The organism is Paenibacillus sp. FSL L8-0502 (genome assembly GCF_038593055.1).
GTDB classification, from domain to species: domain Bacteria; phylum Bacillota; class Bacilli; order Paenibacillales; family Paenibacillaceae; genus Paenibacillus; species Paenibacillus polymyxa_D.
Genome location: NZ_CP151958.1, coordinates 1,535,827 through 1,559,060, shown reverse-complemented (window position 1 = coordinate 1,559,060; position 23,234 = coordinate 1,535,827). Strand labels below are relative to the sequence as shown.

Below are 23,234 nucleotides of genomic sequence, written 5' to 3'. Positions count from 1 at the left end.
ATCCCCCCAAGCGTGATCATATATATTTGAGAATTTTGCAAAAGCCTGATTTTTAAATGATGATAGGCATGGGATCTTCCTTCAGGCGGTTTTCCACCATCCAGCTGGACTGGTCATTATATAGATAGGCTCGATGCACCAACACTCGCACCTGCTGACCAGGTTCCAGCGTAGACTTCTCCAGCGAACGGTACGTCATGAGACGATGGTCCCCAACCTGTACTTCAACCATCCACTCACTTCCACGAAAATGCAAATGCTTCACTACACCTTCCTCGGTCGCCGACAGAAGCGTAAATTCCTCGCTTGGCCCGACATCAATATACTCCGGACGGATCAAGGCACGTGTTCCCACTCCAGCAGCTTCTTCGAAGCCTTTGAGACTGCCTGCCTGTTCAATCACCGTAGATTCCCCAATGAAGGAAGCCACGAACGGGGTACCCGGTTTTTTATAAATATCCCAAGGCGTTCCCTTCTGCTCCAGTCGTCCCTGATTAATCACCATAATTTCATCCGCTACTTCAATCGCCTCATCCTGATCATGGGTGACAAAAATTGAAGTAATGCCCACCCGCTCAATCAACTCTCGCAGCCAGGTGCGCAGCTCCTGACGAATCTTGGCATCAATAGCTGCAAAAGGCTCATCCAACAGCAGCAACTGGGGCTCTGGTGCCAAAGCACGTGCAAAAGCAACTCGCTGTCGCTGTCCACCTGACAACTGATGCGGATAACGGTGCTCAAATCCTTTAAGCCCCGTTAGTTCGACCAACTCTGTGACCCGTTCCTTGATGCGGGTTTTGGAGCTTTTTTTCACTTTCAGACCAAAGGCAATATTGTCGTAGACGCTCATGTGCTTGAACAAAGCATAGTTTTGAAATACAAATCCGATTCCACGTTCCTGCGGGGACAGCTCGTTTACCCTTTTTCCATGAAAATGAATTTCTCCCGCATCCGGTTGCTCCAGACCCGCCAAAATGCGAAGAATGGAGGTTTTTCCCCCACCACTTGGACCGAGTAAGCCAATAAGATGGCCTGCCTGAATATCAAAAGATACGTCCTTTACTGCATGAAAATTACCGAAATGCTTGTTTAACCCTCTTACTTCCACATGCATATCCGTACACTTCCTTTCCGCTTCTGGACCTGTTCAGGAACAGCAGCAGCCTTGCTTACCGCAAAGCACGTACCTCATTTGAAACCATTTAATTATTCCAATGCATATACTATGTTTTTTCTTATGTGATACTTTATCAAAGGAAAGTAATTTTCGTCAACTCTATATATTATATTAGGAATTAAAAGGGTAAAGTATTAGGAAGAAAGGAGATGGAGTTATTGTTGCATACTTTAGAATTATCCACTACACGGCGAGATGAAATTCGCGATATTACACGAGAGGTTGCTTCATTGATCGAAAAAAGCGGGGTACAACAAGGAACCGCACTTGTTTATTGTCCACACACGACAGCCGGCATCGCCATTAATGAAAATGCAGACCCAGATGTCAAACATGATGTGATGTTAAGACTAGATGAAGTCTATCCGTGGGAGCATCCCCAATATCGCCATATGGAGGGAAATACAGCGTCCCACCTAAAATCCATTACGACAGGCCCCTCACAAACGATCATCATCCATGATGGAAAGCTGTTGCTCGGACGATGGCAGGGACTTTATTTTTGTGAATTCGACGGACCACGCAGACGCCAATACCATGTAAAAATCATGGAGGGCTAACGGACCAGGTAAAAAAAACAGACCATGATGTTTTCCTACTGGATGCATCATCGTCTGTTAAATTCTTAGTCGCTTTCGCAAAGTACCGTAATGATAAGTCACCGTCATGAAGCGCATACACCTAGAAAAGCGCCCTACATGTTCATGGGTGAAGCGTGTGAATGCAGGTACGCTCATAGGTGTCTGCACAGCAGCTTTACATGTGCTAAAGCAGCGGGCCTAATTTCTTCAAATGTTAAACCGTCCTGAATATAAAAGGATACAAAGCCATGCATGGATAAAAACAGACTTTTCGGTACCCTTGAGCAATCTTCCTCCGAATGCCCCTGACCACTCAATTCTTGACGGATCATGGATGCAAATAGTTCGACACAACGGTTTTGCTCTGTGCGACAGTATGCAAATAGTTCTTCATCGTGCATCATGAACATAATTTCGTATTGATATGGATTTTCCAAACCAAAACGGATAAATTCCAGCATCAAGTACTCTAGTCTGCTCAAGCCATCATCAGGTGTGCCTGTTGCTGCTTGCAGTAGAATCCCACGCAATGTATTAAAATCTTCAATCACAATGGCATAGAACAGTTCAGCCTTCTCTTTAAAATGATAGTATAACGAACCATGACTGTAACCCAGATGCTGGCCAATGCTGCGCATTGAAATCGCACGGTAGCCCTTGGTAATAAACAAGTGCCTGGCCGCTTCCAGAATCCGCCCTCTTGACAACTCCTGTTCTACTGCTCTTCTAGCCATATTATTTATTCCCCTTCAATAAAGTAAAGCTGCTCTCCCTCCGACACAAGCGATTGCCCCTGCGTCAAGTCTGTTATCCAGTTGCTAAAGGATTCCGCATCACCAGCCAGCGGCAGACAGGTTAAGGTAACTTTATCCGTAAACATTGTTTCTCCAGTGCGGATGCTGCGATTGCGTAATTCATTTTCCACTTTGCCCAACCAGGTATAATCCAATTCTACAAAAACTTCACGATGCAGCACACGCGTAATTGCATCCCCTGCCTCGATTGCTGCAACAGCACCATCTGAATACGCGCGAATCAGACCGCCTGCTCCCAGCAAAATCCCACCAAAGTAACGGGTAACAACAATAGCGACATTTTTCAGCTTCTGGTTGCGGATTACCTCCAAAATAGGCTTTCCAGCCGTACCGCTCGGTTCTCCGTCATCCGATTGCTTTTGGATTTCGTCTCTTTCCCCAATCATGTAAGCAGAACAATTATGGGTAGCGTTCCAATGCTCTTTTTTGATGCGCTCTATGAAAGCAGTTGCTTCTTCCTCAGTTTGAACAGGCTGAATGTGGCCGATAAAACGGGATTTTCGAATCACAATTTCCTTGTTGCCGGCACCGCGTACGGTTCGGTATTGTTCCAACATACACGTATAACCTTCCTTACTTCATTTTACAAGAAAGCAGTCCCCCGCTTCTGGCAGCTGGTGAACTGCTTTCCTGTACTTTAATTGCTGCTATACACTATAACACTTCTGACCGAAATCCTGTTTCGCATCAGAGATTACAGCACTCTTATTCAGACAATCTCGCTTCAAGCTCAGCTTTTTCTTTTTCGAAGCCTGGTTTGCCGAGCAGAGCAAACATGTTCTTCTTGTAAGCTTCTACGCCCGGTTGATCGAACGGATTTACGCCCAACAGGTAGCCGCTGATGCCGCAAGCTTTTTCGAAGAAATAAGCAAGATAGCCGAAAGAGTAAGGGCTCAAGTCAGGAATATTTACAATCAAGTTCGGTACTTGTCCGTCTGTGTGAGCCAGCAATGTACCTTGGAATGCTTTTTTATTTACAAAATCCACAGTTTTGCCTGCCAGGAAATTCAGTCCGTCCAGATCATCCTCATCTGCTTCGATGGTGATGTGACTAGGTACATTTTCTACTTGGATTACCGTTTCGAAAATATTGCGGCTGCCTTCCTGAATGAATTGTCCCATGGAGTGCAGGTCTGTCGAGAAATCAACAGAAGCAGGATAAATGCCTTTGTAATCCTTGCCTTCGCTTTCTCCGTACAACTGTTTCCACCACTCGGATACAAAATGAAGAGACGGCTCATAGTTTACGAGAATTTCAATTGCTTTACCTTTGCGGTACAAAGCGTTACGAACGGCTGCATATTGATAAGCCTCGTTCTCAGCTACATTCGGGTTGCTGTATTCTTTGGAAGCGTCTGCCGCCCCCTGCATCATTTCTTCGATGTTAATGCCTGCAGTAGCAATCGGCAACAAGCCTACTGCTGTCAGCACGGAGTAACGACCACCCACATCATCAGGAATAATGAAGGATTCGTAGCCTTCTTCGTTAGCCAGTTTTTTCAAAGCGCCACGTTCTTTATCGGTCGTTGCATAAATACGTTTGCGCGCTTCTTCTTTACCGTATTTTTTCTCCAGAGCTGCACGGAATACGCGGAATGCGATAGCTGGCTCTGTTGTCGTACCTGATTTGGAAATGACGTTCACAGAGAAGTCTTTACCTTCAATCAGTTCCAACAGATGATTCACATATGTAGAGCTGATGTTGTTGCCTGCAAAATAGATAGCTGGGCCCTTGCGTTGATCTTTAGGCAGTGCATTGTAGAAAGAATGCGACAGCATTTCGATCGCAGCACGTGCTCCAAGGTAAGAACCGCCGATACCGATTACGATCAGTACTTCGGAATCGCTTTGAATTTTAGCAGCAGCCTTTTGGATGCGCGCAAACTCTTCTTTATCATAATTGGTAGGCAGGTCGATCCAACCTAAGAAATCGGAACCTACACCGGTTTGGTTGTGCAGTTGCTCATGAGCCAGCTTGATAGGCTCTGCAAAATAATCAATTTCGTGCTGACCTACAAAGGAGAGAGCTTTAGTGTAATCAAAAATAACTTTTTTAGACATGTTTGGAACCTCCTGTTTGGTATTACTAAGACCATGAATACGAACATAAGGACTTAGGAATAGGATACTTTAATTTGCTGGGCCTGACAAGCTTGCGTTACCTATGTATCCTGTGCTTGACAGCCCCTCCTGTAGATAGGGTAGCATGCCCATGCTACAATTAACTGAGATCAACCTGTTTCAATATTCAATTCAGGGCCGACTCGCATCTGCATCGGACGGCAACTTCCAACAAGAAAGGTGATTAGCAATGAAAAACATCGGATTTATCGGACTGGGCACCATGGGCGCCCCGATGGCATCCAATCTGCTAAAGCAGGGATTCGGAGTCACAGTTTATAATCGCACCGCTTCGCGCTGCGAGCCACTGGAAGAGCAAGGCGCACGTACAGCTTCAACCCCTCGTGAAGCAGCTGAAGGTCAGCACTTGGTCATTACCATGGTCAGTGATGATCATTCCATTCGTGACATCTATTACGGCGAAGACGGTGTGTTTGCCGGCCTTACGGCTGGCATGACCGTGATGGACAACAGCACGATTTCACCTGAGCTGGTCAAACAACTAGCCGCCGAAGCGGACAAGCTGGGCTGTTCCTTCATTGATGCTCCCGTAACAGGCAGTAAGCCTGCCGCTGTAGACGGCACACTCGTGTTCATGGTTGGTGGTAATGCAGAAGCCATTGCGGCACAATCAGATGTTTTTGATACCCTGGGCAAAAAGGTACTTCATATGGGACCTAATGGAAGCGGGGCCGTAGCCAAGCTCGCTCATAATACGATGGTCGGTATTCATAACCTCGCTCTGGCTGAAGGCTTTGCTATCGCGGCTAAATCCGGCATCCCGGCAGACAGCTTCCTTGAATTGGTACAACTCGGATCGGCAGGCAGCAAGGCCGCTGACCTGAAAGGGCGCAAAATCATTGAGCATGATTTTAGCAACCAGTTCTCACTTGCCTTGATGCTTAAGGACTTGAAGCTTGCTTCCTCACTAACAGACAGCCTGTCCATCCCCGCACCTATGTTATCCATTGCCAAAAGCCTATTTCAAGCCGGGCAAACGCAAGGCTACGGCGACGAGGACCTATCCGCTGTCGTGAAGACATACGAAGCATGGATTGGCCGCACCATTGGTGGTCAACCTCTCGAATAAGCTGTACCTTTCTGTGTAACTATACTGCTGTGCTTGTGTACATATGGCATAGCTTTAGGGTAAGCACACTTAGCTTGAAGGCTGAGTGTGCTTACCCGTTTTAGCTTACTATTCGGGATAAGAACAGCAATAATCAGTTACACTTCGTACTTCCAGCTTGAAGGAAGACTTTGCAGGTACGTGAAAGGTTGCTGTCCCTTGTATTTCCAGCCATTCCTCAGTACCTGGAAGTAACACTCTCAGATCCCCTGCCAAAATCTCCATAATCTCACGGGAATCCGTGCCGAACTCGTACGTTCCTGGCAGCATAATCCCCAGTGTAACCTTACTACCGTCACCCAGGATGACTGTACGGCTTGTAACCTGACCATCGTAATAAACGTTTGCTTTTTTAACTACGCTTACTCCATCAAACTGTGTCATTCGTTATCCCCTCATCTGCTCTCAATGGTTGAATGAATATTGGTGCATCATAACATAGATTTGATTCCAGCTTCAGTATGAAAATACACACTGTATCACGTATACAATACACTGGAATTCCAAAGTGATCTTTTCGCAAAACATCAACTGTATGAAACAAACAGCCGTAAGCCTTACTCAGGTTACGACTGTCTGTTTTAGATGCTCCAATGTTTTATTTCAACAAAGCTTTCACACGGCTAACAACATTCTCTACTGTAAAGCCGTATTCCTTAATCACGCGATCGCCAGGTGCGGATGCGCCGAATGTACTGATACCGAGAATGTCGCCTTGGTCGCCAACATATTTTTCCCAGCCCAGTGGATATGCCATTTCTACAGCCAAACGAGCTTTCACTTCTGGCAGCAGAACGGAATCTTTGTATGCTTTGTCTTGTTTTTCGAACAGATCCCAGCTTGGGAAGCTGATAACACGTACTTGAATACCTTGTTCTGCCAGTGCTTCCTGAGCTTTAACAGCCAATTGCACTTCGGAGCCTGTAGCTAGAATTTGAGCAACTGGTTTGCCATCTGTTGCATCTGCAACCACATAAGCACCGCGTTTGATACCTTCGCGTGCATGCTCAGCACTAGCAGCCAGGATTGGCAGGTTTTGACGAGTTAATACCAGAGCAACCGGGTTTTTCTTGTTTTCCAGCGTGTAAGCCCAAGCAGCAGAAGTTTCATTACCGTCCGCTGGACGAATTACTGTCAAGTTCGGGATAATACGCAGGGAAGCCAATTGCTCGATCGGCTCATGAGTCGGACCATCTTCACCTACAGCAATACTGTCGTGAGTCAGAACGTAGGTTACAGGCAATCCCATCAGAGCTGCCAGACGAACAGCTGGACGCAGATAGTCTGTAAATACGAAGAATGTACCGCCGAATACTTTTACACCTTGGTGCAACGCCATACCGTTCATCGCAGCAGCCATACCAAATTCGCGGATACCGAAATAGATGTTACGACCGGCGTAGTCTTCTGGCGTAAAGTTCGTCAGGTTGTTCAAATGTGTCATCGTGGAGCTCTCCAGATCGGCAGATCCGCCTGTTAGGAAAGGTACGTTTGGAGCTAATCCATTCAGAGCATTACCAGAAGCTACACGAGTCGAAACGGCTTTGTCTTCAGTCGTGTACTTCGGAAGGTCACGATCCCATCCTTCTGGGAGATCGCCGTTTACAGCTGTTTCGAACTGAGCTGCCAAATCAGGGTGAGCTGCTTTGTATTTGGCGAACTGTTCATCCCATGCTTTGTTCGCTGCGATACCGCGCTCTTTTACTTTAGCAAAATGCTCGCGAACCTCTTGTGGTACGTGGAAGTCCTCTTCGTATACCCATTTGTAGAATTCTTTAGTCAGCTTGGCTTCTTCTGATCCCAGCGGGGAACCATGAGTACCGCCGTGTCCGCCTTTACCTTGTTTGTTCGGGCTTCCGTAGCCGATGACAGTTTTCACTTCAATCAGCGTAGGACGTGTCGAGTCGCCTTGCGCTTCTTCAATGGCTTTTTGGATGGCTGGAAGGTCGTTACCATCTTCTACGCGCAGTACTTGCCAGTTGTAAGCTTCAAAGCGTTTGGCAACACTCTCGGAAGAGGACAGATTAAGCTTGCCGTCCAGTGTAATATCATTGGAATCAAACAATACAATCAGCTTGCCCAGTTGTAAGCGACCAGCCAGCGAGGCAGCCTCGTGGGAAATACCCTCCATCAGATCGCCATCGCCGCAGATTGCATACGTGAAGTGATCTACAACTTTAAATTCGTCCTTATTATATGTTGCGCCCAGTTGAGCTTCAGCCATTGCCATACCTACGGACATTGCGAGACCTTGTCCCAGAGGACCGGTTGTAGCATCTACACCAGCAGTGTGGCCAAACTCAGGGTGGCCCGGTGTAAGGCTACCCCATTGACGGAATTGTTTCAGTTCTTCCATAGGAAGATCATAGCCGCTCAGGTGCAGAAGGCTGTATAGCAACATGGAACCGTGTCCTGCAGACAATACAAAACGGTCACGGTTAACCCATGTAGGTTGATCGGGATTATGATTCATCGTTTTAGCAAAAAGTTGGTATCCCATTGGCGCGGAGCCCATCGGCATACCAGGATGTCCCGAGTTTGCTTTCTCGATGGCGTCAATTGCCAACGTACGAATAGTTGTGATGGACAAATTGTCGATCGTGGAGTTTTCATCCTTTTGAATCGCTTGGTTCTGGTCAGTCATGGTTAGCCTCCTCATATTGTAAAAAGTATGTCAATTGCATTCGGTCATACTCCCCAACATCACCGCCTGATACAAAAACGATATCTGTTGAAGTGAGTGAATCTGCTTGAATGTTTCAATATGACTTATACATTCTTAAGTATTGTACCATTTGCCGTGAAAGTTTGCCAGATCGTTTATAAAGATGATTGTGGGAAATGTAGTACCGTGTCCTCATATAAATATACCCGTAATGTATTAACCTCATTTAAAAAAATATAAAATCACAAAAATATTATGTACTGACCGGCTATAAGGCTAATAATTCACATGAGGATTTTGCAAAATCCTTATATAAAAAAACAAAGCCCGTTATGCGATGGGCTTTGTTTAACAAAAAATATAGATTCACAAATTTTTTCTAAAATTTTAAGATTAGTTAAAAACGACTGTTTTGTTCTCATGAACCAGAATACGATCCTCTGCATGCCACTTCACGGCTCTTGCCAAAACGACCCGCTCTATGGTGCGACCGATCCGTTTTAGCTCATTTACATCATCTCCGTGGCTTACACGCTGCACGTCCTGCTCAATGATCGGGCCGCCGTCCAATTCTTCAGTTACATAATGCGCAGTAGCACCAATAATTTTCACACCGCGATTATAGGCTTGGGCATATGGCTTCCCACCCACGAATGCAGGCAGAAAGGAATGATGGATATTGATAATTCGGTTGCGATAATGCTCAATAAACTTGGGAGATATAATCTGCATGTAACGGGCCAAAATGATAACGTCAATGTCTTCGCCAATAACCTCTAGTTGGCGACGCTCCGCCTCCGGCTTGGTATCGGCGGTTACCGGAATATGGTGATATGGGATACCAAACGATTCCACATACTCCTTCATATCCGGATGATTACTAACCACCAATGAAATATCCGCGTCCAGATCTCCTGCCTGCCATTGCCACAGCAGTTCTACCAAACAGTGATCTTCTTTGGAAACGAAAATAGCCAGTTTTTTCTTGCGGCTAACCGCAGAAATCGTCCACTCCATACGGAATTGCTCAGCAACAGCGGCAAAATCCTGCTCCAACTGTGGCTGGGTTGCACTCAAATTCGGCAGATCAAATTCAATCCGCATAAAAAACATACCGCCCGACGGGTCCATTGTATATTGGTCAGATTGAACGATATTGGCCCCATGCTCGTACAAAAAACGGGACACGGCCGCTACAATACCTGGTCCATCTGGACAAGATACAAGCATACGCGCGCGGTTTTCATGGGCAGATAGAGTGCTATTTGGCTGATGTTTTACGTGAATTTCCATGTGGCTATTAATCCCCCTTAGCTTATACCGTCACTGGCAAATGACTGCCGGCAAACCAGGCAATCAACCGTTGATTAATGTGTTCTTCGCTCAAATCTGGAAATAGTGCTGCTTCCGTTATCATGTCATACAGACGCTCCAACGGCTCACGTGGATCGGCTTTTCTTGCTTTGGCATCATTTTTCAGCAGAGCCCAGGTGTCCAGAACAAATTTACGGACATCCACATCCTGTTTTTTGAAAAACGAATGCAATTGCTCTACCTGACCCAAAAACTCATCCCCAAAGCGCTCCTTTACATTTCCGCGAAGCAGGGCAATTTCAACCTCATACATCGGACGCTGAGTTTTGGCTTCCTTCCCAATCCATGGCGTCTCCAAAATAAACGGACGTCCTTGAAGTGCTTCATGATGCACCACATTATGAATAGTCTGATAGCCAATCCAGCCTGATCCGATCGGAGTATGGCGGTCTTTATGAGCGCCAACTGGATTTTTACTGTCATTAATGTGAACAACTGCAATGCGATTCAAGCCGACAATACGGTCGAACTGCTCCAATACACCGTCCAGATCATTTACGATATCATAACCCGCATCGTGAATGTGACAGGTGTCCATACAAACCGTAAGACGCTCGTTACGCTCTACTTTATCTATAATGGAGGCAATCTCCTCAAAGCTACGCCCCATTTCCGTTCCTTTGCCTGCCATCGTTTCAAGCGCGATGTTAACATCTGTCTCCTTCACGCCGTTCAGTACCTCGTTCAAACCATCGGCAATACGCCCGATTCCATATTCCGCATCCTTATCGGTAAAAGCGCCCGGATGCAGCACAATATTTTTCACACCTATCGCGTGTGTGCGCCGAATTTCCTCCTGAAGAAAGCTGACCGCAAGCTCATAGGTATTTTCTTTGTAAGAGCCAAGGTTGATGATATACGGGGCATGCACCACGATATCTTCCATTCCCTTCTCAGCCATTAACTGCTTGCCTTCCTCCAAATACATGGACTCCATCGGCTTACGACGCGTGTTTTGCGGTGCTCCCGTGTATATCATAAAGGAGCTGGACCCGTAAGTAGACGCTTCTTTTGTAGCGCTGAGCAGACCCTTGTCCGAGAAGGACACATGAGAACCAATTTTCAGCATGACCCTGATTCATCCCCTTATCCTGTTATGCTTGTCTTATTTTAATTTAATCATTTTAACGTGATTATTGAAATCAAACAACATAGCTTTTATGGCAACTTTCTTAAATCAGGATTTTGCAAAATTCGATTCCAGTCGCTCCAAAGTGCAATATACAGACGAACCAGACCATTTCGATCAATATATTCTTCATTGAAAGTCGCTTATTGGGCTTTTGCAAAATCCTCAAATAACTCTATTAAGGGAATACGTAGATAAAGTACACATCAGAATATATCTTAGTCAAACAGGGGTAAATAAAATCATGAATTGACACTTAACCGTATAAAGGACATTCATATGAAGTTTTTTTCTCTCGAAAAGGGTTATATTCTATAACGGATGTATTTTTTGTGAATTGGAAGGAGAGCTGGCTCCATGAACATCATCGTATGTGGAGGAACTGGATTGGTGGGGAGTGCACTGGTCAAAAGCCTGCTAGACGACGGATACACCGTGAAAGTCGTTACCCGCAAGCCACTGGTAGGACACGAAGCGAGCCCCCGCTTGCAATATATGAGCTGGAACGAATTAAAACAAAAGCCTGAAGTACTGGAAGGCACAGATGCGGTCGTTAATTTAGCAGGCGAAACGCTGAATCAGCGCTGGACGGATAAGTCCAAACAAAGAATTCTTCAATCTCGACTGCTATCTGTTGCCCGGTTGGCTCAAGCATTGAATGCTCTACAAAAAAAACCGAAAGTAATCATTCAGGCTTCTGCTGTTGCCGCCTATGGTACATCCCTGACCGAAACATTCGATGAAACGAGCCCGCGCTGTTCGGGAGATTTTCTGTCTCAGGTAGTTGAGCAATGGGAAGAAGCAGCCAATGCCTACCCTTCTGAAGCCCGTTTAATTAAGTTACGCATTAGCCTTGTGCTGGACAGAAAAAAAGGGGCATTCCCACTCATGAAGATGCCTTATAGCTTCGGATTCGGCGGCAAAATAGGTAGCGGCCATCAATGGATGAGCTGGATTCATATTGAAGATATCGTTCGTCTGATCACGTACTGCATCCATACGACGGAAATCGTCGGAGCAGTGAATGCTTCATCACCACAACCCTTGACGAACGACCAGTTTGGGAGGACAGTAGCTACGGTATATCACCGTCCGCACTGGTTTCCCGTCCCCAGCATTCTCGTTTCAAAGCTAGTTGGTGAGATGAGCACGCTAGTATTGGATGGTCAGAAGGTAATACCGCGCAAAGCGCTGGAGCACGGATTTAAGTTTCACTATCCTTCACTTAAGGACGCTCTTAAAGAACTCCATTCTTCCCAAAAACAGCATTGAATTGAAAAAGAGGAACTCTTGGCTGGTAGGTAGTGTCACTACCAGCTTAGGGTTCCTCTTTTTAGTCAGATACAATCTCTCAAGCAGACTACAAGTTATTAAGATGCCCCATTTTATTCCCATGAATAGTCCACTATTCATAAAGAAAGAAGCTCTGAATATAACAGGCCTCTTCTTGACATATATCCATATAACCTTCATTTATGATGCATTGGAGGATTTAAAAGAGTCCAACCGGTAAGTATAAGAAACTCCAGCGATTTTAAAAGTATCTCCATCCTTCATTGTGTACTCCTTATAAGGCACCATAGGCTCTCCATTCAGAACAGTTCCATTCGTCGAGGATAAATCCTTAACAATGTGGCTATGTTCTCCTGTAACTATGCAAAGCTCAATATGAGAACGGGAAGCTCCATCCGTATGCTCTACAAACTGAACCAGTTGCGGATCTCTCCCGATGATAAAACTGCCTGCAACAAATTGGTCTGGCTGCAACCGGATGCGCTCTGTCCCTCCACTACCTGGTGGCTTGCGATCCAGGCAAGCCATTGGTGATTGCTGCACTGGTGAAATCTGCATCTCTTGATCTGCACGAAGCAGTATCGTTTCCTGCTTAGATGCAGCATTTAGAAGCTCCGTTACCCCGGAGAGAGACTTATAATAAGCCTCACTGGTATCACTGGCTTCCAATTCATTTCCCCGTTCCGCACCTTTCCACGATGGCTCGTGTAAGTCACAATTTGCTGAAGTTTTCTTACTATCTTCCGTAACTCGATTTCCCACGCTCTTAGATTCTGAGTTTGGAAAAGTCCATCTCCAGTTCTCCTGCCCTTGATCACTCGAATCGGAAGATTGCTTGTCTTGATGATGACGTCCCGCTACAAATCCGGTCAGCTTATCTACCTGATAACGATCATTTTTGCGCCGTACTGGGGAAGAAGTAGTTCCTAACCATTCCGAATCCAATACAGGTACTGAATCGCTGTACATATGAGATGAAGTTCGATTGCGCTCCCATTTCCCCGTCCAGCTTATATAAGCAACAGCGGCAAGTACCAAGGTCAGCACCACGGAAATAATCAACGGTACCGTCTCTGGATGGTCCAGATAAATATAACGCCACACGATGGCCGAAGCGAGCAGACATCCGAGAGCAATGTAGGTTTTATATTTTTGCAATCCAGACTCCACATCTTCTACTTCGTTTTCTGTTACATGCTCGGAATTCTCCTCTGGTTTCACGGACGGTTTGAGCCGATTGATCCGTTTAAGCTCCTGAATCTCCTGTAGAGTTTCCCGATGCTCTCGCGCGTATGTTCCGCCACGATCCGTATAGTTCCCCTGTGAGGTATGGGCAGATAGGATAGGATCAGCTGATGAAAAAGCTCGCTCTTCCATACTTTCTGCCTGCACGCTAACACTCTCTGTACCAGCCTTCATTCCTTGCAACAGCAGTTCCTTTAGCAAACCCAATTCAAATTCATTTCTATCACACAGATCGAGTATGCGTTGTATATTTTCTCCCTGAAAGTGGGCCACACGAGTCATTAAACGAATAACCATCTGCTTAAATTGACTGCCTGTTTGCCCTGCATACTGTACACTGCGTAAAGGAACATAGGTTAAACTGGCGGTTTCCCTTGTACCTGAACCACTTAGAAAAATATAATCCTCGTGCAAAATAAACTGGCGAATATCTAACATATATTGCGGGCTGCGATGGAGGGCATCTGCCACTTCAAAAAGAATCCGGTAGAAATCAGAAGTCGACACGCCCCCACCTTTCCATAATTGGGAAAGCATGCGTTGCCCCGAAATGTCGTAATGTAACTCAATCTGAAAATCGACTTCCTTTATTCTAAGTTCCAGTAGACCGGGAATCCGATTACCAGTCATCATTCCAGTTTGTACGGAATTTAAATCATCGGTTTTGAGCCCGTCTTCCTTGTTTAGAATCATAAATGTCCCGCCGTTCCGGGCAAAATCCCTGCTTAAACCAAACAATTCATGACCTCCTTAACAATTTCCTATCTCCGTGAGGTAGCATGATCTCCCCCAGCGGACATGTCATGGCAAGAAGTAAAGATAAGCACTGATCGCCCCCGGAATGACTGCCGTCATAAAAGGAAACCTGAGGTGTGCTTCATTTCCACTGGTCAGTGCTTTTCCACTGCGAAATAGAAAAAATCCTCCTAAATTAAAAGCTACGCGCCGCAGTCTCATGATGGTTTCCCTCTTCCATAGCAAAATCCCTATGCCAATAATACCTGCAAAAAAAATCGAATATAAAGCTGACTGCCATGCAAAAGCGGCACCTGTCCATGCTCCAATCAAGCCGAACAGCTTCACATCTCCTGCACCAACAGCTCCCATCCAGTACAAAATCAGCATGAACCCAAATCCGGTACCCAGTCCAGCAACAGCAAATAAAAAACCGTGCCATCCCCCAAATAGAGTATTGAATACCAAGCCTACCACTATGCCGGGCAATGTAAGCTTATTAGGGATTTTCATGCTACGTAAATCCGTAACTAACGCGATCGCGAGCAGAACTCCGCATACAATATACATCCACGTCAATGCGATCTTCCCCCTTTATAAAATAGAACTAGCAGACTGCCAAATCATTTTCCATCGTAGCTATCCCTACAAGTCTATATCCATCCTATCCATCAGCTGGCTTTTCCACGGTAAACGGAACTTCTATACGTTGACCAACCTCTGTTTCAATTACAAAGCTCCATTGACCAGGTGTTGTGTTCGTTCCCACAAACCAGTTCCATTCTATAATCCCGTCCGCGTTGGCAGAGGTCCAGCCCAAGTGCTGAGCTGTGCTTTCACCCGACTTATAAAGCACAGAAAGGTTAGCAGTCGTCCCAGGCTCAACCTTGGCCTTGATTAAATTGTACACACCCTTCACAGCAGGTTCAGGCTTAACGAGCAACTGTATGGAATGCTCCGCATCCTTGTCCCCCGTCGCATTTCCTGTACCTGCTCCTTCCCCTGTGTCACCAATCCAAAGACGTTCCTCAGCTGCCGCCTGAAGCACAATGCTGCGATACAGAAAAGGAACCTTCATCGGCAGTTCATACGACAGTTCTACTCTAAAATAAGGGTCCTTAGTTCCTGTAAGAGCAGGTACATGTACGCTCGTTATATGAATACGGTCATATTCCAGAATGCTTTCCTCCATAAAAGGCTTTAGCATCGGCTTCAAAACAGGATCGAGTGCAGCTTCCGTAAATCGCCCCCGCAGTTCCTCCATCGGCTTTTGACCGCCCTGAACAGCGCTTTCTACCCAATCACCAATTGGAGGTGGCAACTGGGCAGCGAATTGGCTTGCATATTCACTCACAGATAACTTGGGCAGTTCATCCAGCGGTTCACGCACTGCATCTATTTTTGCGGACGCCGCCTCCACGGCTAGAGAAACTGGGTAGATTTTAGCCGAAACCTGTTTAACCGCTTCTGAAGCGGTGGTCTGCAACGCTGTAGATACCAGTGTCATCTGAACCATATAAATGAGAAAAATAATAAAAAACAGAAACATTGGCAACACCAATGACGCTTCTAAAACAATACTTCCTTGTTCACATTGCTTTTGTCCACAAACTTTCCGTAAACATCGATTAATAGGAAAAATGCGCTGTTTTCGTGACATAGTACACACTTCCCTTAATACTCTCGCCTTCTTTTGAGGCGGTCCCGAGCATCTTCATTACCCCAGGTAGAAACCACAGCCTCATCCCATTCTTGACCTCACCCATTGCATACGTTTGCCGCTCAGCAGGATTGACATCTGTATTCAGACGGATCAGAGCCAGCATACGGGACATTTTTCGTTCATTATTGCTATGGAGCATCAGGAACAATCGCAAATGATCCTTGTATGTCATTCGAAATTTCAGAAAATCAGACAATGGCACGTCCCCCTTTTGTGCCAGCATAATCATGTCTTCTATCGCTTTTTCTACTCCATATAACAAAGCTGCCGCCAAAACGACCAACGGATTACCTTTTGAGCTGTTCTTAACCAATCCCTCCATTGTTCGAATGGCAAGTCTCATAGCAAAAATTTCCCCATAGGCGGATGCCAGATTACCCGTCGGATTATGGAACCCATACAGGATATACTCAACTTCCTGATTATTTACCTCTAGCTGATCTCCCAAAATCTGTGCAGCATTTCCCGCATTTCCACCCGATCCGGCCAAACTGCCAAAACGGCTGAAATCCACATGATGGAAGTAAGAAAGTGCGTATTCATTCTGGTAAAACTCGTCTCCCAGTTGAGTCAGTAAATTGGATGCCGATCCGTATAGACCATCCATACTATCCATAGAAGCTCCCGCTGCATCATAGGTGTCATAGGGCAAATCGGAGGAAACAGATGGACTGGATGTAGACTGGTTAAATGAAATACTTTCATTGTAATACCGCTCCAGATTTTGGAATTTTTCTGCATTTTGTTTACCCTTGGATAGAACCTCAATAATCCGATAGGCTTGTTTGAGCTTGTTTTTCGCCTCTTTTTCCATTTTCTTGCGTTCTTTGTCCGGGCCGCGTCGCGTATCCATCGTCCTGGCTTCACCGTCGAGTACATTGGCGGGTCCCGCCCAAGCATACGCATTTAAGTATTTATCTATCTCCTTGAGCGTAGAAGCGACTTCTTGCTTGAGCATGTCTGCATTCAAAAATGGATCTGTATAAAAGGATAACGTACGCATCATACTCGTTATTCTATTGTTAGCAGTATTTATAGAAGTCCGTTGCTTTTCAATTTCTGCTTCCCATTGCTCAAATTCCTTGTCTGGAATCAATAAATCCTCTGCTTTTTGCCGTGCGCTTCCTACCGACGGGTCTGCGTTGGAGCCTGCTCCGCTTGGAGTAGGGGCTGCTGAAACCTCATCGTAGCCTGCATTGGCCGCCCTCTGCTTATATTGGGCAATGACTTTGCGCATCTCTTCATTAATCTGCCGTGCTTCATTTAACGGTTCCTTGGCTTCCAGAAGCAACTTATCATGTTCTTCCCCAGCCTGAACCATGATCTGACGCAGGCGATCAAGCGCTGCCCTCGCTCTACGTGCATACTTTTCCATCTGCATGATTTTAACGTCGTCCACACTCTTCTTATTGTCTTCATATACATGTACGTAATGCTTATATTGAGTGGCAATATCGGCTACAACCTCAAGCGGGTCCCATATATACTGATTGGGCATATAGGTGCCCCTCTGTTTAATAATCCGCTTACGAACCTCTTCCATATAAGCCCCTGCCTTACGCTGCTTCTCCAGCATGTCATCCAGTTTGGTCTCTCGTCTGTCGTACAGCTTTTGCAGCCGTTTCAGCAAATCTACCGTATGAGAAGCCTCTTTCATATTTTGAGAGAGCGGCTTTAGCTTTTCGAGCACTTCAAACGTAAAATCGACAGGTGCTTTATACTTCATCTCTTCACGGATCTGCTCGTTAAATATGGCATACTTACCAAGCTCCCTTTCCATTTGCAGAGAACTAGAATCCAGCTTCATATTCATAAGCGGTAGCGTTTCTGCGCGTGCCGTACGCCGCGCGCTGTCATTCAGCACTTTGACCATAATTTGTTCTCCGCCGCCTTCGCCATAAGCAAACAAACCGTACTCCTGTTGTAATGTCGGATCATAAGCAGACATCACTGAACGAACCGCCGCATGGGTCAGTCGTTCAGTCTGCACATGCAGTGCAGCAATTCTCGCGTAATCAATAAATACAGCAATAAAACCGAACATGACCGCCAAAATCAGAATTAAAAAGACCGTGACAGCACCTGATTCCCCGTCCTTTGTATTGTGTCCCTTACCAAACACCCGCTTCCTCCTTCCCAGTTACATTCCTATTCCTTACTTCTCACTGACCATTTTGACCATATTGCATCAATACTTTCCCTACAACTGCCGAATCTACCTTTTCACCTGAGCCTCTGCCCATAAACTTCGCACCATAATAACGGACCAACTCCACCGTACGAATCCATTCCACAGGTTCGATCACGCCAGAACTCATTTTCCCTTGCAAATCTGTCTGATCTAAAAACTGATTCAGCAAAGGTACCTTTACGATTTTATTTAACTTTGTGGTCACCTTACGGTGAATCATACTGTTCTCATATGTCATCTGCCCCTGCATGCCCGCAGGCATATTATTTTCTGCATTGGACAGCTTTTGAGCAGGTAACGAGCCTCCCCCATTGCCGCCCGGCACCTGTACATTTTCCTGATTGTTGGCTCCGGTCCAGCCAATCAGGGCTCCCAGCATAACATCATCCTTCAAGCGCCAATAGAGAGAATCCCGTTGCCCTTGCGCAAATGCTCCTGTACGTGGGTCCTTGAAGCTGTTATCCCAGCTGTAAGCGGCTCTTTCTGAAGCAGTAGAAGCGACTTGCACCAATATAGATTTTTGATATATATATAGGCAAAAAAATAACATCACAAAAATGACCAGCAATAGAATGGGAAAGACGAGGGAAGCTTCCAAGGAGAAGCTCCCGTCCTCTTTTTGTGCTAATTTGCGCAGCATTATGAATCCATAAAATCGTTACTTTTTTTATCCGCCTTTTTCAAAAGCCCTTCTACAATTTTCTTGATCTGATCCTTAAAAATAATTGCCACCGCAATCAGAATGGCAATGATCAGGATCATTTCTAACGTACCCAGACCATCCTCATCCTTGTACAATTTACGAATACTGCCTGTTACTAATGTCATCATCGTTGTATTCCTCCTACATATTCATCATCATTAAAGCCGGAGCGCCCACCAGCACAATTACCGTTAGCAAAATCAGCGCCATCGGGAATACCAGCTTAGATGAAGCCTGCTCCCCTCTTGTGCGGCTAATTGAAGTCCGCTTGCCCCATAACGTCTGGGACAACTCACGTAAAGCCATCACGAAATCGCTCCCGCCGCGCCTCATATTCAACAAAACTGTCGTCGTAAATACTGTCATTTCCTGAATACCACAACGTTTGCTCAGGTGCTCAAATGCCTGTTGAAAGGAAAAGCCGCTTTCCCATTCTGCCACCGTCTGCCTCAGTTCTCGATACAACGGATGTTCCGTATCCGCCCCTTTACATTCCACGCAATGTAGCAATGCCCGTTGTACCGTCTCACCTGCACCTACTAAAAGCATCATTTTACTCAACAGTTCAGGCAGTTCCATTAAAATTTGCTGATCCCGCTTCTGTACTTTCCCGTGCAAATCCTTGATCAGCGCGATGGGTACCAGAAGACCAAGTCCCAATCCGAGCACCAGCCCGGTCGCATCCCCACCCAGCAAAAGCGATACTATAGCTCCACCAGCAGCCATCATATATCCGTAACCCAACATTTCTGCCAGAAAAAGCATCGTTTTTTCTCCGCTGTTGCGCATACCATACAGCTTTTGCACCGAACGCTGGAGCTTGAACATTAGCAAAGGCAGCCTATGAGTAGCACGTGAAGCATGAATCATGTGTACAAATGGGACTGAAAGTCTTTGCAGCCGCAGTCCCTCCAACTTCATATGGCGAAAATGCGCATACTTAGCACCGTGCATCTGGTTCAGCACCACCCAACCTCCCACTTGCAGAACCAGCATGACCAGACAAATCAACATCACCACACCCATCTCTCCTTACACTTCAATCTTCATAATGTGGTTGATCCACACGAGACACCCACCAAGCACCAATAAACAAAAGGTTGATAAAATCATACCTGTACCGCTGTATAAGGGCATCATGTAATCACCCGCTGTCATGGTCATAAACAATACAAACAAAAAAGGCGCCGCAAACATAACCCTCGATTCAAAACGTTTCTGCGCAATCATTACACCGATCTCCTGCTGAATTTCCAGCTTCTCACCAATGACACTTGAAGCTCGTCTTACGACTTCCACCAGATCACCTCCGGTTCGTTTGCAAGCCGCAAATACGTCCGCAAAATTCGTAATATCTTCCATCTGCGCCCGACGGGCCAAATCCTGCAAAGCGGTTTCTACAGGCTGTCCGATTTCGAGACAGGCGGTAATAATGTTAAATTCAAAAATCAGGTCGTGATCTCCATCTGGACTAAGCAATCTCAAATCCTCTACTGCCTCACGAAAACCATTCTCCACCGACCTTCCCGCTGAAAGAGAAGACGAGAGCGAATATAAAGCCTGTTTGAATTGGATGCTTAGGGCAGACCTGCGTCTTTGCAGCAAAAATTGCCTAAAATAACGAGGCATCACCCCAGCCCCGGCAGCGCACAGCAACGATAATATCCATTGGTGATAAAATAGATAACCGATCATCGCGAACAACACGCCACTAAAGAATATGCACAGACTTTTTTGTACTGTCGATAATGTATACACCGTATAATCTGGCAGAGAAGGGGCCTCACGTGATACTTGCTTGGCCGCCGTTTTTCCTGACTTCACGCTGATACGCCTCCCCTGTGCCAGTTTTCCGGATTGATCCCGGCCATTTGCAGCTTCAACGTATGTTGCAGACCCTCGCCACAACGTTCCAGACCTCCTACGATTCGCCCCTTGCTTTCTCCTCGCTCCTGAAACCGATAAAGGGGGTTAAGCGTCACCTCACCCTTTTCAAAACCAATCACTTCGCTAATTTCCAGCACTCGTCTGGATTTGTCGCGCATCCGTGACAGATGAACAAATATATCAATGGCCGAGCTGATCTGCTGTCGTACTACTCCAAGCGGAAGCTCTGCCCCTCCCAGCACCATCGTTTCCAGCCGGCTGACCATATCGCGGATATTATTTGCGTGGTCAGTTGACAGCGATCCATCGTGTCCTGTGTTCATCGCTTGCAGCATATCCAATGCCTCACTCCCCCGGACCTCACCCACCACAATGCGGTTGGGCCGCATACGCAGGGAGGAACGAATCAGATCACGAATTGTGATTTCTCCCTTCCCCTCGGTGTTCGCATTCCGTGTTTCCATGGAAACCAGATTAGGGACCGTCACAATTTGCAGCTCTGCTGAGTCTTCAATAGTAATAATCCGTTCAGACGACGGGATAAACTGGGATAATGCATTCAGAAAAGTTGTTTTACCAGAACCCGTTCCTCCGCTTATAAAAATGTTGTACTTGCTACGTACCAAGTCCTTGAGCATAGCAGCGGCTTCTGCATCCAGCGCACCCATTCGTATCAAGTCATCCATCGTCATAGGACGCTCGGGAAACTTCCGTATGGTCATCGTCGGACCCTTGAGAGCAACTGGAGGCAGCACAATATTTACGCGTGACCCATCCTTTAATCGGGCATCCACAATGGGGGAAGCCTCATTCACAATTCGATTCACCCCGGCTACAATCGTCTGGATTAAATCCTCCAGTCGCTCGCGGGATTCAAATTGATCGGGTATCTGCATCACCTCACCAGCCCGCTCCACAAAGATTTCCCGGTGACTGTTGATCATAATTTCCGTAACGGTCGGGTCGTCAATCAATGGCTGGAGTACATCCAGCCCACGGAAAGAGTTAAAAATCTTGCGGACAAGTGCGTGCTTCTCCCGGGAAGTTAAGCCCACCAGCTCTACATCGTGTAAAATTCGATTTTCAATATGCCGTACCAGATCTGCATCCTTTACCGAAGACGTTACGTCCAGCCCGTTTCGGATATCTGCTCGCAATGCCTTAAATCGTCCCTCATTCATGTTCATCAGCCCCTTTTAAGACCAAACGGTGGCCGGATGTGTTACACCGTCCACATTCAGCAGCTCGCGGCATAGATGACGAATTTCCCGCTGATAAATCGGTGAACTTAGCAACAGCTCACGGTGCTGCATCTGTTTCCATGAAGGTATATAGGGTAAGGCTCCGTTTAGCTCCATGAAGTCACGAGGTAACGAGTTGATCATAGTTCCCATATAGCGGTTCACCACAAAGCTGGTTTTGCATATCATGTCTTCAAGCCCTTCAGGCCGCGTGGTTTCTAAAACATCCAGCCATAATCCGCACTTGTGCATGCTCATTAAATCGTCTGCCAGCAGCCAAATCAGCTTATGACTAGCTTCAAGCACGGCTTGAGCCCGATCACCTTTTTCAGAATCGCCATCTACGATCACTACATCATACTGTCCACTTTCGGCAACTGTTCGAATCAGCTCTTTCGCTTCATCACAAGTCATGTCCGTCAGCTCCTTGCGATTATAGACAGGCTGAAAAGTATCCGCCTGAATTTCAGGGCGACGAACACAATAGGAAGCCATGGATAACGGAGTCTCCTCACTCCCTTCTGCCTTGAGATCATAGAGCAGCCTGGACAGCCCTTCTCCTTCTGCTCCGCTAGCACTGCCTGAACCAGTGAATAATGAGCTTGAATCCACCGTCTCCAGATTCAGATAGAATACCGAATATCCCTCATTCCCCAGCTGTTTGGACATATTGAGTGCGGCCGTTGTCTTGCCCAGTCCTCCGGAAGCTGCTACCATGCCGATAATCATCCCACCTTCCCGGCTGTTTACACTTTTCCGACCATTTGACTTCTGTCTCGCCGTTTCCAAAATAAAACCGACCAGTTCAGATAAAGGCTGATATTTTAATAAAGGCTGTCCATATTCGCTCACTTGTTCTCCCTCATGCAATACCAAACAAGGAATATCAGCAGCTTCCCTGTCTGTCCATAGATTCAAAAAGGCAGTTTCACCAACCACCACATCCGGTCTTTTCATTCCGCTGGTTTCCATCATGTATTGATGAAATGCCTCCGGTTGCGAAAAAGCCGTTATTCTCAGCCTTCTAGCGTACTCGCTTCCGTGAACATAATTCAGCAGCGGCTCAATATAATCCCGACCTTCTACGGCTAATACCACTTTCACTGGAATCATAATGCTCATCCCTTCCCTAACACAACAACGCAAAAAAGCACCGTTCATCCATCCGTAAGTACATACGGTTGGTGAACGGTGCTTCCGTCACGTGCAATCTATTTACTGGTAG

21 protein-coding genes are annotated in these 23,234 nt (G+C 46.2%); 3 read left to right on the top strand and 18 right to left on the bottom strand.

The window, feature by feature from the left end; all coding sequences use genetic code 11:
- Positions 1-52: 52 nt before the first annotated feature.
- Entirely contained in the window at positions 53-1,114 is a 1,062-nt protein-coding gene (cysA, locus tag NSQ57_RS06910; protein WP_029516380.1) for a sulfate ABC transporter ATP-binding protein, read from the bottom strand.
- A gap of 221 nt (positions 1,115-1,335) precedes the next feature.
- Here cysA and NSQ57_RS06905 point away from each other — a divergent pair, with 221 nt between their 5' ends.
- Entirely contained in the window at positions 1,336-1,737 is a 402-nt protein-coding gene (locus tag NSQ57_RS06905) for a secondary thiamine-phosphate synthase enzyme YjbQ (RefSeq protein ID WP_039270147.1), read from the top strand.
- Between the two features lie 173 nt (positions 1,738-1,910).
- Here NSQ57_RS06905 and NSQ57_RS06900 read toward each other — a convergent pair whose 3' ends face one another.
- The 3 genes from NSQ57_RS06900 to NSQ57_RS06890 all read right to left on the bottom strand — a co-directional run bounded on the left by NSQ57_RS06900 (position 1,911) and on the right by NSQ57_RS06890 (position 4,634).
- Positions 1,911-2,492 carry a TetR/AcrR family transcriptional regulator gene (locus tag NSQ57_RS06900; RefSeq protein ID WP_029516378.1) on the bottom strand — a complete coding sequence of 194 codons (582 nt, stop codon included), beginning with the start codon at positions 2,490-2,492 and terminating at the stop codon, positions 1,911-1,913.
- 5 nt (positions 2,493-2,497) lie between these two features.
- A complete protein-coding gene (locus tag NSQ57_RS06895) occupies positions 2,498-3,130 on the bottom strand; it encodes a YigZ family protein (protein ID WP_023987635.1) in 633 nt (210 codons plus the stop codon).
- A 148-nt stretch (positions 3,131-3,278) separates the two neighbouring features.
- Positions 3,279-4,634 carry a glucose-6-phosphate isomerase gene (locus NSQ57_RS06890; RefSeq protein WP_013369975.1) on the bottom strand — a complete coding sequence of 452 codons (1,356 nt, stop codon included), beginning with the start codon at positions 4,632-4,634 and terminating at the stop codon, positions 3,279-3,281.
- Between the two features lie 250 nt (positions 4,635-4,884).
- Between NSQ57_RS06890 and NSQ57_RS06885 the strand changes: the two genes are divergently transcribed.
- Positions 4,885-5,784 (top strand): NAD(P)-dependent oxidoreductase, encoded by a 900-nt coding sequence (locus NSQ57_RS06885; RefSeq protein WP_029516376.1) that lies wholly within the window; start codon positions 4,885-4,887, stop codon positions 5,782-5,784.
- 108 nt (positions 5,785-5,892) lie between these two features.
- Here the strand turns inward: NSQ57_RS06885 and NSQ57_RS06880 are convergent, their stop codons facing one another.
- From NSQ57_RS06880 to NSQ57_RS06865, 4 genes are all read right to left on the bottom strand, one after another.
- Entirely contained in the window at positions 5,893-6,207 is a 315-nt protein-coding gene (locus tag NSQ57_RS06880) for a pyrimidine/purine nucleoside phosphorylase (protein ID WP_013309288.1), read from the bottom strand.
- A gap of 214 nt (positions 6,208-6,421) precedes the next feature.
- Complete coding sequence (gene tkt, locus NSQ57_RS06875; protein WP_029516375.1) at positions 6,422-8,467, bottom strand: transketolase; 2,046 nt, start codon at positions 8,465-8,467, stop codon at positions 6,422-6,424.
- Between the two features lie 414 nt (positions 8,468-8,881).
- On the bottom strand, positions 8,882-9,781 hold the full coding sequence (purU, locus tag NSQ57_RS06870; protein ID WP_023987631.1) for a formyltetrahydrofolate deformylase: 900 nt from the start codon (positions 9,779-9,781) through the stop codon (positions 8,882-8,884).
- A 22-nt stretch (positions 9,782-9,803) separates the two neighbouring features.
- The gene (locus NSQ57_RS06865; protein WP_029516373.1) at positions 9,804-10,931 is read right to left on the bottom strand and encodes a deoxyribonuclease IV; all 1,128 of its coding nucleotides are present in this window, start codon (positions 10,929-10,931) and stop codon (positions 9,804-9,806) included.
- Positions 10,932-11,348: 417 nt separating this feature from the next.
- Here NSQ57_RS06865 and NSQ57_RS06860 point away from each other — a divergent pair, with 417 nt between their 5' ends.
- On the top strand, positions 11,349-12,263 hold the full coding sequence (locus NSQ57_RS06860; RefSeq protein ID WP_069012189.1) for a TIGR01777 family oxidoreductase: 915 nt from the start codon (positions 11,349-11,351) through the stop codon (positions 12,261-12,263).
- 201 nt (positions 12,264-12,464) lie between these two features.
- On the opposite strand, the gene NSQ57_RS06855 is transcribed toward NSQ57_RS06860, so the two are convergent.
- The 10 genes from NSQ57_RS06855 to NSQ57_RS06810 all read right to left on the bottom strand — a co-directional run bounded on the left by NSQ57_RS06855 (position 12,465) and on the right by NSQ57_RS06810 (position 23,122).
- The gene (locus NSQ57_RS06855; RefSeq protein ID WP_342425834.1) at positions 12,465-14,267 is read right to left on the bottom strand and encodes a DUF6382 domain-containing protein; all 1,803 of its coding nucleotides are present in this window, start codon (positions 14,265-14,267) and stop codon (positions 12,465-12,467) included.
- A gap of 63 nt (positions 14,268-14,330) precedes the next feature.
- Entirely contained in the window at positions 14,331-14,843 is a 513-nt protein-coding gene (locus tag NSQ57_RS06850) for an A24 family peptidase (RefSeq protein ID WP_025722689.1), read from the bottom strand.
- A gap of 85 nt (positions 14,844-14,928) precedes the next feature.
- Entirely contained in the window at positions 14,929-15,924 is a 996-nt protein-coding gene (locus tag NSQ57_RS06845; RefSeq protein WP_029516369.1) for a TadE family protein, read from the bottom strand.
- Positions 15,893-18,109, bottom strand: coding sequence for a hypothetical protein (locus tag NSQ57_RS06840; RefSeq protein WP_342425833.1), 2,217 nt, complete (start codon positions 18,107-18,109; stop codon positions 15,893-15,895). Before NSQ57_RS06840 ends, NSQ57_RS06845 begins: the two co-directional genes overlap by 32 nt.
- A 40-nt stretch (positions 18,110-18,149) precedes the next feature.
- Complete coding sequence (locus NSQ57_RS06835; RefSeq protein ID WP_342425832.1) at positions 18,150-18,818, bottom strand: TadE family protein; 669 nt, start codon at positions 18,816-18,818, stop codon at positions 18,150-18,152.
- Positions 18,818-19,009, bottom strand: a complete 192-nt coding sequence (locus NSQ57_RS06830) for a Flp1 family type IVb pilin (RefSeq protein WP_013309278.1) — start codon at positions 19,007-19,009, stop codon at positions 18,818-18,820. Before NSQ57_RS06830 ends, NSQ57_RS06835 begins: the two co-directional genes overlap by 1 nt.
- A 13-nt stretch (positions 19,010-19,022) precedes the next feature.
- Positions 19,023-19,907 carry a type II secretion system F family protein gene (locus tag NSQ57_RS06825; protein ID WP_342425831.1) on the bottom strand — a complete coding sequence of 295 codons (885 nt, stop codon included), beginning with the start codon at positions 19,905-19,907 and terminating at the stop codon, positions 19,023-19,025.
- Between the two features lie 6 nt (positions 19,908-19,913).
- Complete coding sequence (locus tag NSQ57_RS06820; protein WP_318626876.1) at positions 19,914-20,705, bottom strand: type II secretion system F family protein; 792 nt, start codon at positions 20,703-20,705, stop codon at positions 19,914-19,916.
- Positions 20,702-21,949 carry a CpaF family protein gene (locus NSQ57_RS06815; protein WP_342425830.1) on the bottom strand — a complete coding sequence of 416 codons (1,248 nt, stop codon included), beginning with the start codon at positions 21,947-21,949 and terminating at the stop codon, positions 20,702-20,704. Before NSQ57_RS06815 ends, NSQ57_RS06820 begins: the two co-directional genes overlap by 4 nt.
- A gap of 15 nt (positions 21,950-21,964) precedes the next feature.
- Entirely contained in the window at positions 21,965-23,122 is a 1,158-nt protein-coding gene (locus NSQ57_RS06810) for a ParA family protein (protein ID WP_342425829.1), read from the bottom strand.
- Between the last annotated feature and the right edge of the window lie 112 nt (positions 23,123-23,234).

Coding starts and splice junctions, on each gene's coding strand:
- cysA (WP_029516380.1), bottom strand. CDS start 1,114: ATGCATGTGGAAGTAAGAGGGTTAAACAAGCATTTCGGTAATTTTCAT.
- NSQ57_RS06900 (WP_029516378.1), bottom strand. CDS start 2,492: ATGGCTAGAAGAGCAGTAGAACAGGAGTTGTCAAGAGGGCGGATTCTG.
- NSQ57_RS06895 (WP_023987635.1), bottom strand. CDS start 3,130: ATGTTGGAACAATACCGAACCGTACGCGGTGCCGGCAACAAGGAAATT.
- NSQ57_RS06890 (WP_013369975.1), bottom strand. CDS start 4,634: ATGTCTAAAAAAGTTATTTTTGATTACACTAAAGCTCTCTCCTTTGTA.
- NSQ57_RS06885 (WP_029516376.1), top strand. CDS start 4,885: ATGAAAAACATCGGATTTATCGGACTGGGCACCATGGGCGCCCCGATG.
- NSQ57_RS06880 (WP_013309288.1), bottom strand. CDS start 6,207: ATGACACAGTTTGATGGAGTAAGCGTAGTTAAAAAAGCAAACGTTTAT.
- tkt (WP_029516375.1), bottom strand. CDS start 8,467: ATGACTGACCAGAACCAAGCGATTCAAAAGGATGAAAACTCCACGATC.
- purU (WP_023987631.1), bottom strand. CDS start 9,781: ATGGAAATTCACGTAAAACATCAGCCAAATAGCACTCTATCTGCCCAT.
- NSQ57_RS06865 (WP_029516373.1), bottom strand. CDS start 10,931: ATGCTGAAAATTGGTTCTCATGTGTCCTTCTCGGACAAGGGTCTGCTC.
- NSQ57_RS06860 (WP_069012189.1), top strand. CDS start 11,349: ATGAACATCATCGTATGTGGAGGAACTGGATTGGTGGGGAGTGCACTG.
- NSQ57_RS06845 (WP_029516369.1), bottom strand. CDS start 15,924: ATGTCACGAAAACAGCGCATTTTTCCTATTAATCGATGTTTACGGAAA.
- NSQ57_RS06835 (WP_342425832.1), bottom strand. CDS start 18,818: ATGCTGCGCAAATTAGCACAAAAAGAGGACGGGAGCTTCTCCTTGGAA.
- NSQ57_RS06830 (WP_013309278.1), bottom strand. CDS start 19,009: ATGATGACATTAGTAACAGGCAGTATTCGTAAATTGTACAAGGATGAG.
- NSQ57_RS06825 (WP_342425831.1), bottom strand. CDS start 19,907: ATGGGTGTGGTGATGTTGATTTGTCTGGTCATGCTGGTTCTGCAAGTG.
- NSQ57_RS06815 (WP_342425830.1), bottom strand. CDS start 21,949: ATGAATGAGGGACGATTTAAGGCATTGCGAGCAGATATCCGAAACGGG.
- NSQ57_RS06810 (WP_342425829.1), bottom strand. CDS start 23,122: ATGATTCCAGTGAAAGTGGTATTAGCCGTAGAAGGTCGGGATTATATT.